The 14,529-nt window shown below is 33.4% G+C and carries 8 protein-coding genes and 3 tRNA genes; 6 read left to right on the top strand and 5 right to left on the bottom strand.

Annotation, left to right across the window (positions count from 1 at the left end; genetic code table 11):
• The first annotated feature begins 3 nt into the window (after positions 1–3).
• From proS to rpsT, 5 genes are all read left to right on the top strand, one after another.
• Positions 4–1,482, top strand: coding sequence for a proline--tRNA ligase (proS, locus tag BUA99_RS01000; protein ID WP_072987049.1), 1,479 nt, complete (start codon positions 4–6; stop codon positions 1,480–1,482).
• 77 nt (positions 1,483–1,559) lie between these two features.
• Positions 1,560–1,631: transfer RNA gene (locus BUA99_RS00995), tRNA-Glu, on the top strand.
• 46 nt (positions 1,632–1,677) lie between these two features.
• A tRNA-Glu gene (locus tag BUA99_RS00990) sits at positions 1,678–1,749 on the top strand.
• A 38-nt stretch (positions 1,750–1,787) separates the two neighbouring features.
• Positions 1,788–1,859: transfer RNA gene (locus BUA99_RS00985), tRNA-Glu, on the top strand.
• 33 nt (positions 1,860–1,892) lie between these two features.
• Entirely contained in the window at positions 1,893–2,144 is a 252-nt protein-coding gene (rpsT, locus tag BUA99_RS00980) for a 30S ribosomal protein S20 (protein WP_072987046.1), read from the top strand.
• Positions 2,145–2,208: 64 nt separating this feature from the next.
• Here rpsT and BUA99_RS00975 read toward each other — a convergent pair whose 3' ends face one another.
• Both BUA99_RS00975 and BUA99_RS00970 read right to left on the bottom strand, forming a co-directional pair.
• Complete coding sequence (locus tag BUA99_RS00975; RefSeq protein ID WP_072987043.1) at positions 2,209–2,619, bottom strand: response regulator; 411 nt, start codon at positions 2,617–2,619, stop codon at positions 2,209–2,211.
• On the bottom strand, positions 2,619–4,334 hold the full coding sequence (locus tag BUA99_RS00970) for a PAS domain-containing sensor histidine kinase (protein ID WP_072987040.1): 1,716 nt from the start codon (positions 4,332–4,334) through the stop codon (positions 2,619–2,621). The genes BUA99_RS00975 and BUA99_RS00970 overlap by 1 nt, the downstream gene beginning before the upstream one ends.
• A 171-nt stretch (positions 4,335–4,505) precedes the next feature.
• Here BUA99_RS00970 and typA point away from each other — a divergent pair, with 171 nt between their 5' ends.
• A complete protein-coding gene (gene typA / locus BUA99_RS00965; protein WP_072987037.1) occupies positions 4,506–6,302 on the top strand; it encodes a translational GTPase TypA in 1,797 nt (598 codons plus the stop codon).
• Positions 6,303–6,538: 236 nt separating this feature from the next.
• On the opposite strand, the gene BUA99_RS00960 is transcribed toward typA, so the two are convergent.
• The 3 genes from BUA99_RS00960 to BUA99_RS00950 are packed head-to-tail and all read right to left on the bottom strand — an operon-like array spanning position 6,539 to position 14,498.
• On the bottom strand, positions 6,539–11,542 hold the full coding sequence (locus BUA99_RS00960; protein WP_072987035.1) for a T9SS type B sorting domain-containing protein: 5,004 nt from the start codon (positions 11,540–11,542) through the stop codon (positions 6,539–6,541).
• A gap of 23 nt (positions 11,543–11,565) precedes the next feature.
• Positions 11,566–13,647, bottom strand: a complete 2,082-nt coding sequence (locus tag BUA99_RS00955) for a T9SS type B sorting domain-containing protein (protein WP_072987032.1) — start codon at positions 13,645–13,647, stop codon at positions 11,566–11,568.
• Positions 13,648–13,661: 14 nt separating this feature from the next.
• Positions 13,662–14,498 carry an ABC transporter permease gene (locus tag BUA99_RS00950; RefSeq protein WP_072987029.1) on the bottom strand — a complete coding sequence of 279 codons (837 nt, stop codon included), beginning with the start codon at positions 14,496–14,498 and terminating at the stop codon, positions 13,662–13,664.
• Between the last annotated feature and the right edge of the window lie 31 nt (positions 14,499–14,529).

The raw sequence follows: 14,529 nt of genomic DNA, 5'->3' as shown, positions 1-14,529 counted from the left end.
ATTATGAGTAAGAACTTAACTACGAGATCAGAGGATTATTCAAAATGGTATAACGAATTGGTTGTCAAGGCCGATTTAGCCGAAAATTCAGGGGTTAGAGGATGTATGGTAATCAAACCATACGGATATGCAATATGGGAAAAAATGCAGGCTGAATTAGACCGAATGTTTAAAGAAACCGGTCATGAAAATGCTTATTTTCCTTTATTTGTGCCAAAAAGTATGTTTGAAGCTGAAGAAAAAAATGCGGAAGGATTTGCTAAAGAATGTGCTATTGTAACGCATTATAGATTAAAAAATGATCCTGACAAACCAGGAAAATTAATGGTTGATCCCAATGCTAAATTAGAAGAAGAACTCATAGTGCGTCCTACAAGTGAGGCAATAATCTGGTCTACATATAAAGGATGGGTTCAATCATACAGAGATTTACCGTTACTGATAAATCAATGGGCAAATGTTGTGCGGTGGGAAATGAGAACCAGATTATTTTTACGTACAGCTGAATTTTTATGGCAGGAAGGTCATACGGCTCATGCTACAAAATGTGAAGCGATAGAAGAATCGGAAAAGATGATGAATGTTTACGCTGATTTCGCTCAAAATTTTATGGCAATACCCGTCGTAAAAGGAATAAAAACGGAAACAGAACGTTTTGCAGGTGCAGAAGAAACTTATTGTATTGAAGCATTGATGCAAGATGGAAAAGCATTACAAGCAGGAACTTCGCATTTTTTAGGTCAGAACTTTGCAAAAGCATTTGATGTGAAATTTGCTAACGCTGAGGGAAAACAGGAATATGTTTGGGGTACTTCATGGGGAGTTTCAACTCGATTAATGGGAGCCTTAGTAATGACACATTCTGATGACCAGGGATTAGTTTTACCTCCAAATTTAGCACCCATACAAGTTGTAATTGTGCCGATATACAAATCAGATGAGCAATTAACTGCAATTTCGGCGGAGGTGGCTACTTTAACGGCTGCTTTGCGAAAATTAAATATATCTGTTAAGTTTGACAATAGAACTACTCAAAAACCAGGCTATAAATTTGCAGAATGGGAATTGAAAGGAGTTCCTATTCGAGTTGCTGTAGGTCCGAAAGATTTAGAAAACGGAACTTTTGAAATCGCAAGAAGAGATACACTGACAAAAGAAGTTGTTTCTAATGACGGCGTTGTTACCTATATCAGCGAATTATTAGAAAGAATTCAAAATGATTTGTTTTTAAAAGCATTAAATTACAGAAATACTCATATCACTGAGGTAAGTGATTTTGATGAATTTAAAGCAGTTTTAGATTCTAAAGGAGGTTTTGTATCAGCACATTGGGATGGATCAGCAGCCACCGAAGAAAAGATTAAAGACTTGACCAAAGCAACGATCAGATGCATTCCACTAGACAGGGTTGAAGAGGCTGGAATCTGTGTGTTTACAGGGGAAGCTTCTGTGGGAAGAGTGCTGTTTGCAAAGGCTTATTAAAAAAAAGATATTTTTTTTGTGTAAGCTATTGTACGTTTCAAAAATAGTTGTATTTTTGCATCCGCATTAGAGAAGCAGGCCCGTTCGTCTATCGGTTAGGACGCATGGTTTTCATCCATGTAAGAGCGGTTCGATTCCGCTACGGGCTACTATTTTTTTGCAGGTGGAAGTAATCCTGAACTTAGAGGGAAAAATGGCCCGTTCGTCTATCGGTTAGGACGCATGGTTTTCATCCATGTAAGAGCGGTTCGATTCCGCTACGGGCTACAATTCAATTGTTATATTGATAAAACTTAGGGGATAATGGTCCGTTCGTCTAGGGGTTAGGACGCCAAGATTTCGTCTTGGTAACAGGGGTTCGATTCCCTTACGGACTACAAAAATTTAGTAAAAGAAAAAAAAGCAATAAAATGGCAAATCATAAATCAGCTCTAAAGAGAATTAGAACAAACGAAAAGAGAAGAGTATTAAATAGATACCAACACAAAACTACTCGTAATGCCATCAAAGCGTTAAGACTAGCTACTGAAAAAGTAGATGCTACATCTAAATTGTCAAGTGTTATATCTATGATAGATAAATTAGCTAAGAAAAATATTATTCACGATAACAAAGCTTCTAATTTAAAGTCTAAATTAACAAAATTAGTTGCTAAATTGTAAGCACACATAAATTTGTATTCAATATAAAACTCTCAGTATATGAGAGTTTTTTTATGCAAATATTTTATTCTAATTTATTTTGCAAGTATTCAAGCACAGCCTTAGTGATTGGTTTTGGTAAAAAATCAATAACCATTGGATATTTTTTTGACCTCTCTAACTCTTTTGGATCAACTGTAGAAGACAAAATGACAACTTTTATCTTGTCAAAATTTGAAAATTGTGAGTTATTAAAGTAATCTAAAAACTCCCAGCCACCCATAACTGGCATGTTTAGATCTAAGAAAATGAGCTGAGGCGGGGAAATTATTTCGCCATTTTTAAATGCTTCCTTGATTTTATCAAAGAATTCTACAGCTTGTTCACCATTTTGTAAAGTAATTATTTCTTCAGAAAATAGGGCTCTACTAATAACTTTTTTACAAAGCATTAGCGTAATTAGGTCGTCATCAATACATAATATTTGATTTAACATTATCCTTCTTTTTTAAATGTTAAAGTAAATGCAGTACCTACATTCACTTCACTTTCAATTTCGATAGTACCTCCCATTGTTTCAACTTGTGTTTTAACTAAATATAAGCCTAATCCCTTACTATTAGGATAGGTATGAAATCTTTGGTATAAACCAAAAACTTTTTCTCTATGCCTGTCCAAGTTTATCCCTATTCCATTGTCTTTGAAAATTAAAACAATAGTATTATTCACCTCATAAGTAAAAATAGTAATTTTAAGTTCTTCTTTTGGATTTTGATATTTAATCGAATTAGATAATAAGTTCGATAGTATACTTTCCAAATAAGCTTCATTAACATAGATGGAGTCTACTTTATTAAAATCTAAATTGATTAGTGGTTTATGTAATTCAATTTGTGAATTGAGCTGGCTTAAAACTTTTTCTAAAGCACTATTAATTAGTATGTTTTCTTTTTGAATGGAGGGGTTATCTCTGATGATGATAACTTTTACTAAATCGTTGATTGTATCGTTTAACAAGTGAGTTGATTTATTGAAACCTACTAAAATTTCGTTTAACTCTTCATTATCAATAGTTGTTTCTTCGATTAAATTTAGAAGTCCAATTAAATTAGATAGTGGAGCTCTCAAATTATGAGAGGTAATGTAAGAGAATTGCTTTAAATCTTTATTATTTTGCGTCAATTCCCTAATTAACTGTTCCTTCTCTATTTCAAGCATTTTTTCGTCCGTTACATCGCGTTGAATTGATAGCCAATGTGATAGCTCGCTGTCTGTATTGTAAATTGGAATCATGGAAAAGCGAACCCAAAATTCATCTCTGTTCTTTTTGTAACTTATTGTCTCAATAATACATTCTTGCTCCGTTTCTAGGGCGTTCATTAACTTTAAATATTCTTTTTCATCCGAATTTGGCCCCATGAAAATTGTTGGTGTTTGTCCTAAAACCTCTTTGTCGCTAAAACCGGACATAACTGTAAAAGCCGGATTTGTATACATTATTTTTGGAACTCCTATTTTATCTGGATTAGGTTCAATGAGTATTATGGCATCCTTAGATTGAGTGATCACAGTTTCTAATAATTTTAATCTTAATTCCTCCTCTTTCTGTTTTGTTATATCTTGTATTGCACCTATCATTCGTACGGCCTTGCCATTATTATCTTTGAGTAAGAAACCTCTGTCTAATACATATTTATATGAATCGTCAGCACATTTAAAACGATATTGATCCTGCCAGTTATCAGTTCTAAGTTCTATAAAAGAGTAAAGTTTTATTGACATTTTTATGCTGTCCTCTGGATGTATTTTATCAAACCACCAGTTAGAGTTGGATCCAATTTGCTCCTCAGAATAACCAAATACACTTTCTATTCCTTTATTCCATGTAAAACTATTTTCTTGTATTTTCCAGTCCCATATAGTGTCACTAGTTGCCTTAGCAACTATATCATACTTTTCATTAGACTCCCTAATATCATTATTGATTTTCTTTAGTTTTTGAAAATTGTTAATATTTCTCTTGTCATTTTTTGATAAAATAAGTTTGAATATTATTCCAGTTATTAAAATGAAAGTGAGGTCTTTAATAAATCCGTAAAAAGTAGTACTTTCATTAGAAATAAAATGTAATATTAATTTGTGACTAATAATAGCTACAAAAAGAGAAATGAGAATATAGGTAATTATTACCTGGTTAGTTTTACTTTTCATTACTCAAATATAATTAATTATTGGCTACGTTGATGAAATCATTTACAACTTGTTTGAATGTTTGGTTATGTGCCATTTTTTAGTTGTAAACGCTTAAGACTATGCAAACTATTATAAGCATGTTATTTATTTAAAAAAAAATTGTACATTTGCGCCCATTAAAAAACACAGATGGAATCTATAAGAAACATTGCAATTATTGCCCACGTCGATCACGGTAAAACAACTTTGGTTGATAAAATTATGTATCACTGTCAGTTATTTCGTGACAACGAAAATACAGGTGACTTAATCCTTGACAACAATGATCTAGAGCGTGAAAGAGGTATTACCATTACTTCAAAAAACGTTTCGGTTCAGTATAAAGGAACAAAAATTAATATAATTGATACTCCTGGTCACGCGGATTTTGGTGGTGAAGTAGAGCGTGTATTGAATATGGCTGATGGAGTTTGTCTATTAGTGGATGCATTTGAAGGACCTATGCCACAAACACGTTTTGTGTTGCAAAAAGCTTTAGATCTTGGTCTAAAACCATGCGTTGTTATCAATAAAGTTGATAAAGAAAATTGTACTCCCGAAGAAGTTCATGAGAAAGTTTTTGATTTAATGTTCGAACTAGGCGCTACTGAAGAGCAATTAGATTTTCCAACTGTTTATGGTTCTGCTAAAAATAATTGGATGTCAGATGACTTTAATGTTATGACTGAAAATATTGAACCTTTATTAGACATGGTAATTAAAAACGTACCAGCTCCTAAAGTTTCAGAGGGAACTCCTCAAATGTTAATTACATCCTTAGATTTTTCTGCTTTTACAGGTCGTATTGCTATCGGCCGTCTTGAAAGAGGTGTTTTAAAAGAATCTATGAATGTTTCTTTAGTAAAAAGAGATGGTACAATAATTAAATCACGAATTAAAGAACTTCATACTTTTGAAGGACTTGGTCGTAAAAAAGTACAAGAAGTTATTGCTGGAGATATTTGTGCAATCATTGGAGTTGAAGGTTTTGAAATTGGTGATACCATTGCTGATTTTGAAAATCCAGAGGCATTACAAACTATCGCTATTGATGAACCTACGATGAGTATGTTGTTTACAATTAATGATTCTCCTTTCTTTGGAAAAGAGGGTAAATTTGTAACTTCTCGTCATATTAGAGATCGTTTGACAAAAGAATTAGAGAAAAACTTAGCAATGAAATTAGGTGAAACTGATTCGGCTGATAAATTTATGGTTTTTGGTCGTGGCGTTCTTCACTTATCTGTTCTTATTGAAACTATGAGAAGAGAAGGTTATGAACTACAAATAGGTCAACCGCAAGTTATTATTAAAGAAATTGATGGTAAAAAATGTGAGCCAATTGAAGAATTGACAATCGATTTACCAGAATCACTTTCTGGTAGAGCTGTTGAATTTGTTTCTCTTCGTAAAGGAGAAATGTTGAGTATGGAGGGTAAAGGAGATCGTATGATTGTAAAATTCAATATTCCATCTCGTGGAATCATTGGATTGCGTAATCAATTATTGACTGCAACCGCTGGTGAAGCTATTATGGCACATCGATTTATAGGATATGAGCCTTACAAAGGAGAAATTTCTGGACGAAATAAAGGTTCTCTGATTTCTATGGAAAAAGGAAAAGCTATTCCTTACTCTATTGATAAATTACAAGATCGTGGTAAGTTTTTTGTTGAACCAAATGCTGAAATCTACGAAGGTCAAGTAATTGGAGAAAACTCACGCGCAGATGATATGTGTGTGAATGTGACTAAAGAGAAAAAACAGTCTAATGTTCGTTCCTCTGGAAATGATGAAAAAGCTAGAATTATTCCGCCAATTATTTTTTCTCTAGAAGAAGCTTTAGAATACATTCAAAAAGATGAATATGTTGAGGTAACTCCAAAATCAATTCGTATTAGAAAAATATATTTAACGGAAACAGATAGAAAAAGATTTAAAATCTAATTCTGTTAAAGTTCAATATTTAAAATCCCAAATTCCAGTTAATGGAATTTGGGATTTTTGCTTTAAAGAGTTTTTACGATTATAATTCTAAAACTGTTTTGTCTTTTAGCGCGTGAAGGATAGAAGCAATCCGCCGTGGCGGAGCGGATATCCTAACGGTATAAATTAAGGGGCTAACTCGCGGTTGCGGTGAGTTTAGCCCCTTAATTTATAGTGGCACGCCACTGTATTTCTTATTATCTTTTTAAGCTAAAATGTCCTTTACTCTGTCTTCCATCCTCTAATTTTATGGTGTACCAATAATCATCTGATGGTAATGGGGCACCATTAAAAGTACCATCCCAACCGATTCCAGTAGGAATTATTTGTTTTAATAATTTTCCATAACGATCAAATATATATATGGTTGATTTAGCATTAAAAGTACTATTTATACCTTTTACGTTCCAGTAATCGTTAAATCCATCATCATTAGGTGTAAAAAATTTAGGAGCTCCAATCACTGAAATAGTTTTGCTCACAGTGCCACAACCATTCATATCATTAACGTAAACTTCATAAATTCCAGCAGGGACATTATTAAAGATATTAGAGGTTTGAAAAGGACCGGTTGGATCATTTAAACTGTATTCATACATTCCTTTTCCAGTTGCATTGACTGTTATTGTGTTGATTTCGGTAAAATCGATTACATCAATTGTACTAATATTTGCAAGGTCTGACGCAGTTACTTTTATAGATCTAATTCTGTTGCATCCTTCAAGCGAGCTCACTTCTACTGTATAATTTCCTTCGGTATTTACGTTCAAAGTTGGATTAGTTTCTCCACTTTGTATCATATTATTTTTGTACCACAAGTATGAATAATCACTTACTACTGCAGCATTAGTTACACCAGCGTCTAATGTAACAAAAAATGTTGGTAGGTTAGAGCAAACAAGTTCATCTTCGCTGCCGTCAATGTTAAGGTTTATAAGTGGAAGAGGATTAATAATGAATGGTATTACTGTTGTTGCGCGACAGTTTGAGTTTATAGGATTCTCTACAATAGCTGTAATGTTTTGTGAAGTAGTTAAAAATGGATTTGGTAATGGACTTGACAATAAATTGCCAGTCGCATCAAAATATTTCACAGTCATTCCTGTTTGACCAGCTAAGATTGAGGCTTGAAATGTACTAGTATCAAATGCGTATCTACCATCTTGCATTAAAGGATCTGCTTCGTCATCGCAAATCGTTGTTAAAGTTGATGCGATAGGAAAGGCTTGAGGTAAATCATTAACTATAAAATCGATCGTAGTTTCAGCATAACATTCTAAGGTTGTATTATTAGTGACTACCGCTTTTATGATTTGCGAAGTTGTTGAAAAAGTGGAGGGAAATGGACTTGTTATTAAAACGCCGTTTGAATCTTTTAATGGGTTATTTAGAGTATCAAAATAGGTTACGGTCACTGGAAAAGATTGATTGCTTCCTATTACTGTAGTTTCTAATGTTGAAGTATTAAAGGTCAATATACCATCTTGATTATCGTCACATTGACTTGGGATTATAACTGGATTAGCGAAAGGCTGTTTCTCAACATTTAAATCAATATAAGGACCAAGTCCAAAACAAGCATTGTCAATATCACTGTCTACTCTCACCCAAATTTTTTGATTATTAGGATATCCTATGTTTCTATAATTATAAATACTACTCGGGTCTGTAGGGTCTGATGGGAAATTCTGGTTTAGTGGATTTATTTCAGATAGTGCATCATTCTCATTTCTATAATAGGTAATAGAATAAGGAATCGCTCCAGTTAAAAAAGTTGTTTTAATATCAGTAGTAACGGAATGAAAATCAAAAACTGATGTTCCATCATAATCAGAATTAGCTGCGGATGTCAAATCATCACAAACCGTAAACGGCCTGTTGAACGATGGTGGTATTGTGGTGGTAGAAATTTTTAAATCTAAGCTGCCAGTCGTAGCACAGCCGTTACTATTTTCAACTCTAACATAGACCGTTTGGTTAAAAGGAGTTGTGTTTATATAAGCCGTTGGATTTAATATTTGGGAAGGTCCACTTCCGTTGTTGGAATCTGTGTTGTCTTCGAAATAGGTAAAAGTATTTGTTACATCCGACGAAATAAAGCTGTTTTTTTGAGTGAGATTAAAGGTCGTTTTTCCATTGTTATCATCATCGCATTGTTTTAATACAATTGGTGAATTAATAATCGGTTTAGGATAAACTATTAATATTGTTTCATTACTAATCAATCCACAAGAGTTTCCCACTTTATCAAGTAGTACTCGGTATTTATATCCGTTCATGGTATTTGTAACGTTTATTAATGACAAGATGCTTGAAGTGGCACCTGAGTAAGATGCATTGTTAGTAATATTAGTCCAATTTATACCATCTATTGATAGTTGCCAATTATAAGTATTTCCGCCATTATCAGTTAAAGTGATTGTACTGCTTTGTAATTCACAAGTAGGCTGTGCTTGTGGCTGTACGGTTATACTAATAGGTGCCGCTAATAAATAATTAGGATTAGGTGTTGTGTAAGGTGCACCAATAACTAACCCTTTTGAATCTACCGTTAGTGGTGAATTCCCATATTTACCATCATTATCTCCATCTATAAAGCCCGCTTCAATAACGTCTGAACATAAATCGGCATCACTATCTAAATCGCGATAATTTTTAATACCGTCCGTATCTAAGTCGTTTCCAGCCTCAATTGAATCAAGTATTCCATCATTGTCACTGTCCAAGTCTAAGTAATCAGGGATGCCGTCACCATCATTATCAAATGGAATTAAACCAGGTTCGAATGCATTATCCAAGCCATTTTTATTGGTATCAATAGCAGAAAAAACAGTTGAATTGTTAGATTGAGCCTCAATTAAATCTGGTATTGAATCGTTATCGCTGTCTAAATCTATTTGATCTGGAATTCCATCTGAGTCACTCTGTTTTGGTACGCAGGTTGCTAAAATTTTAAAAGTAGCTTTGTTGTTAGCTGTATCTGAAAGATTTTTTTGAGTAAATGTTAGCGATTCAGTTAAGTATGATCTAAAACTAAATGTACCTGTACCAGCTACGAGTGGTACCGTGCTGTTTAATCGAAAACGAATTTCAAACGAAGAATATTCAGTTATTCCACTTTCAAAAATACCATCGTAGTTTGTATCGATCAATAATTGATTTGTTGGATTTAGAACAGTTATAGTTTTATTTACTGGCGACTTAATTATGAATTCAGCATCAGAGTTTATTAAATCAGCTGAATTTGCAGTAGCAACATACTCCAGTGCAACAGAAATAGGAGTAGTAAAATTCATTTTATAAGTCACAGAATTATCTTTACCTGCTGGCACTTCACTAATAAAATTACCATTTACATCCCCAGTAAATGGATTAATTGCTGGCGCAGCAGTTCCTGCAGTTGTAATAGTGCTTGTAAAAGAATTAGTATAAGTGTTTGATGTAATTATTCCTGAGGCGGAATTAGAAATATCTATTCCTAGATCTCCAAAAGATTCTGTACAATTTAAAATTCCATCGTTATCTAAGTCTAAATCAATATTGTTATTTGTCCCATCATTGTCAGTGTCAGAGGGACAAAAACTTACGGGAATTTTATCTGAAAAGATAGGAATACTACTTGGACATCCCGAAATACTTCCCTTAACTTGATATGAGCCTGGCGTTGTAGGTTGAAATGAATTTATAATAGCGCCAGGAATAACTATATCATCCTTATACCATTCAAAAGTATCGTAAGATGAAAGTGAATTTATTTTTAAGATTACATTTGGAATACATTCTGAATTAGTTACGGTTATTTTATCAAATATGATTTCAGGTTTAGTATCAAAACCAGAATAATAACCACCATAAGTTGCAGCACCATTTGTACCGAAAACCGAGACATAAACTTGAGCAGTTGATTTTATATTTATGTTCCCAGTTAATCCAGTGACTGTATAATAAACGAAAACAGGATTTGCATTTATTGGTATCGCAACTGAAACTATCGCACCATTATTTATAAGAACTGTTGCTCCAGCCTCTGTTACAATATTTAGACCGCCATTGTAAACTACACTTCCTATCTGTTCAATTAATGGTATATTATTTACCGTATTTGGTGTTGAACAGTTAATGGGAGGTACAAAAAACAGGTTTTGATTAGCGGGAGAGTTATTCCCCCCAGTGCTTTGATATGCAAATACATTCTCACTTGATTTGACGTACAAATTACCATTAATAAAGGAGTTACCATCTAAAATTAAATATTCACCTGCGTTTTTAATGATTGGTATACTACTTGCATTTATATAAATTTCAGTATTATTTTGATGAGCGATAAGTAAAACGCGCTCTAGTTCATCAGTACCTAATCCTTTGATAAATATATATTCTTTTCCAGTTTTTTCAAAAGGTACTATCTGGTCAAAGCCTACATCTCTGCCAGTTGGTTGTCCAATGTTTACTCCAGATGTAAATACTGCTGAGCTATTACTTCCTCCAAATGAACCAGAATTTACGACTATCGGTTTGTCAGATTCGATTAATGCGCCAATGATTTTTGAACTATTTGAAGGTAGTACATTTATACTGTTATCCATGGCTATAATATAACTTTCATTTTTATTTAATGTGACAATAATAGGTCCGGAAACTATTATACCGCTGGTTAATAATGTGCCATTTGGTATATTCGAAATGGTAACTTTTGTCCCATTTTCAGTAGAAAATATAGAAGCAAAGTTTAACAAGCTGGGATCTGAAAGTGGATTTAACATTGCTCCTAATCTAAAAATTTTACCTAGAGCGCTATTTCCTTTGGACACTAAACCACCTGCATGTACATAACCACTTGAACCCAATTGAGAATTAAGTCTTACGCTTGCATAAATTAGATCTTCAGCCTCTACAACAAAACCTTTATTTGTCAAAATACCTATCGTATTTTTTGGTGTTGTCAATTGTGTATTTGGACCTGAACCTATCGGATAAATATTAGGAGCGTTGTTGCTAACAACTCCATTATAAATAGTCACTCCATTAGCGATAATTTTAAACTTAACATTAACCAAACTTGGAGTCGAGATATATAGATATTGATCACCTGCTAAATTAGTAGTAGCGCAAGTTACTGGTGGAATATAATGTGTTTTGCTAAATTGAGCAAATACGCTTATTGATAAAAATGTGAATAGGACAAGTAATGTTTTTTTCATTTGCTAAAAATAAGAAATTATTCTTATCTTTTTAACGAAAAATGTCCATTAATAATTTTGCCATTTTCGAATTCTAATTTAAACCAATAGTCATCTGCGGGTAATGGATATCCATTAAAATTTCCATTCCATCCTGCAGCAGTTGATGTTGATTGTTTTAATAATTTTCCAAATCGGTCAAAGATTATTACTGTTGATTTTGGTAATAATTGTAAGTTTTTGATATACCATGTGTCATTAAATCCATCACCATTTGGAGTAAAAAATCGCGGATAGTCAAGAATATAAAAAGGAGTGGATGACAACCCACAGTTTAAATTTTCCCTAACAAAAGCAGTATAGTTTCCAAGGGCTAAGTTCTTAAATAAGGGACTAGACTGGTAAGTTATTCCATCTACAGAATATTCATATATGCCAGTGCCTTCAGTTTCAATTTTAACCGAATTATCAACACCAGAAAAGTCATTGATAATAACATTTTTTATATTTCCGGGAGAGGCAGGCGTATAGAGATTGACCTGTATTTCTAGTTCAATAACACCGTAGCAATTTAATCCATTTTCAATACGAGCAAAAATAGTTTCTGAAGCAGCATTATTGCGATAGATTGCAGGAAGTGAATTTGTCTTATTGATTGCATCATTTTCAATACTATAATATCCTTCAATTACTAGAGGTGCAACGACTATCGGTATGATTTTTGGGCTAACATCTGTAACTAAATCAAATACTCTACGACCGTTTTGGTTAGCGTCATTATCACAAAATGTTATTTTTTGAACAGCTGATGTGCTAAGCACTTGTAGGGTTATTGAAACAGAATCAGCACATCCTGTACTATTAGAAACCCGAGCGTATATAGTTTTACTTGCGGAGTTGTAATTTAAAATATTTGTAATTGTGGGACTTTGATTTTGTAAGTGTGCAACAGTTTCGAAATATTGAACGGTGTCATCAGTTGTGCTTATGATTTCGGTTGTTAAAGATGTTAAATTAAATGTTGCATTACCGGTGCTGTCGCCACATTGCGTAAGTGATTTTAGAGTAGGATTTTTAAACGCAATGTTTACAGTTCCCGTTGCAACACAACCTACTGCTAAGGTCGCACGCACTGAATATTGTCCTGGGCTAATTACCTCCAAGGTAGCATTACTCCCTACGACATTTATTCCACCATCTTTAAACCACTCATACGTATTTGTGCTACCTGTTAAACCAGCATCTAAAATTGTTTTATCTCCAAAACATAATGTTCGATCTGACCCTAAGTTGATTTTTGGAGCAAAACTTCCGGCTTCGATAAAAACAGCTGAATCGAATTCTACGTTTTCATCATCTGCGATAACTAATTTAATTTGGTATGTCCTTCCAGCTACAACAATACTTTGAGCATTGAGAACGACGGTTTGTGCACTGTAATTTATAGGACTAGAAGATGTGTTGTAAGTGCCAAAAAAATTTTCATTTTCAGCGGAACAACCGGGCTTTAAACCTACAGTAGTTCTAACTGGAGGAATAAAAGGATGTATGCTTGTAGAGGATACAGCCGTAGTTGTGTTTGGAATAACAGCTATGTTTTGATAAGGCTCTAAACTCCCTTTTTCTTTAATTAAAAATGCAAATCCATCTGAAAATTCACACGGAAAGTAGGATTGGTATTCATTTGACGCAAAGATATAATTGAAGCTTATGAAATTAGTCAAAGGAACAAAATCAAACTCTAAAAAAGTAGCATTTAAAGTTTTTGTTAAACCCAGCGCTTGTTCTAAATCGACATCACCTAACCATCGGGGATCGCCACCACCTCTATTTACGATATAAGGACCTACAGAGTTTTGACTTCGGGAAGTGTTTAGAACAATTCCTTCAACGAAGGGGAAGTTGTCAACTTGTCTTTGAAAATAACCATAGCTATTGCTACTGCCAGAGAAATCATCTCCGCCGGCGATAGAATTAAGAATCGTTGCGCAAGTACTATTTACTAATATATTTTCTACTAATTCCTGTGCATTTTTTGAGTCGTCCACAATAATGCTTTGCGCTAAAGCCGAGTTGCAATAACAGCCAAAAGAAAAGTAAATTATGATAAGATTCGCGTATTTCATGTCTCGCAAATATACTATAAATCTCTATTTTTTAGTAATTTGTGTGACAAGAAAACAAAGATAACCGTCCAGCAGGTCACAATCAATAAAGAAGATAACTCAACGTTGTAATTTTTAACATTGTCTAAACCAATTTGTGTTCCTAGGTTTTTTACTACTGATAAACGTGTAAAAGGCTCTACAATTAAATTAGACATTGATTGCAGTGGAAAGAACTGCATTACAGATGCTGCGGATGTACTATCTGGAAAGACTTTAAAAGACAAAATACCGTTAATAATGCCCTCGATTATGTTCCAAACTAATAAAAATCCTAGCGCAAACGCAGAACGTTTTACCAATATTCCTAAAAATAAACAGAACGAAAAGAAACCAACTAATTTTACAAAATAAGCTAATAAGTATTGCAAATCCGAAAAAACGATACTTATTTCAGTATATGAGGAAAAGCTGTAACCTAAAAGAAGAGACATTATAAAAATAAAAATAGTCGATACGCCTGCAAATAAAACAACAGTAAGGAATTTAGATTCGATAAATTCCCTTTTACTCATGCCGTCAATTAGATTTTGTTTTAATGTTCCATAGCTATATTCATTTGCCATCATCGAGACAATTACAATTGCGAGAAACAATTTTAGAATTGCAGCAATGTAAGTGTTGAAATGCCATATAAAAGGGAAATTAAATATTCCCATTTCAGCAAGATGAAATTTAAAAATTCCTAAATCGAATTTTATAGATGCTATCAAAGCGATAAAGGTAAGAAGTATAAAGTACGTCAAAGTCAAAACTCTGCTTGCTTTATTTTTCCAAATTTTTTGTAATTCTATTGAGAGAAGTCTTTTCATGAACTGATGATTAAGAATTTAGTGGGAAGAA

This window comes from Flavobacterium segetis (assembly GCF_900129575.1).
GTDB lineage: Bacteria > Bacteroidota > Bacteroidia > Flavobacteriales > Flavobacteriaceae > Flavobacterium > Flavobacterium segetis.
The sequence above is the reverse complement of the archived record's forward strand: the minus strand, read 5'-3'. Positions and strand labels throughout refer to the sequence as shown.

Excerpts from the sequence above, each read along its gene's own strand:
- typA (WP_072987037.1), top strand. The coding sequence starts at position 4,506 with ATGGAATCTATAAGAAACATTGCAATTATTGCCCACGTCGATCACGGT.
- BUA99_RS00950 (WP_072987029.1), bottom strand. The coding sequence starts at position 14,498 with ATGAAAAGACTTCTCTCAATAGAATTACAAAAAATTTGGAAAAATAAA.
- BUA99_RS00955 (WP_072987032.1), bottom strand. The coding sequence starts at position 13,647 with ATGAAATACGCGAATCTTATCATAATTTACTTTTCTTTTGGCTGTTAT.
- proS (WP_072987049.1), top strand. The coding sequence starts at position 4 with ATGAGTAAGAACTTAACTACGAGATCAGAGGATTATTCAAAATGGTAT.
- BUA99_RS00970 (WP_072987040.1), bottom strand. The coding sequence starts at position 4,334 with ATGAAAAGTAAAACTAACCAGGTAATAATTACCTATATTCTCATTTCT.
- BUA99_RS00960 (WP_072987035.1), bottom strand. The coding sequence starts at position 11,542 with ATGAAAAAAACATTACTTGTCCTATTCACATTTTTATCAATAAGCGTA.
- BUA99_RS00975 (WP_072987043.1), bottom strand. The coding sequence starts at position 2,619 with ATGTTAAATCAAATATTATGTATTGATGACGACCTAATTACGCTAATG.
- rpsT (WP_072987046.1), top strand. The coding sequence starts at position 1,893 with ATGGCAAATCATAAATCAGCTCTAAAGAGAATTAGAACAAACGAAAAG.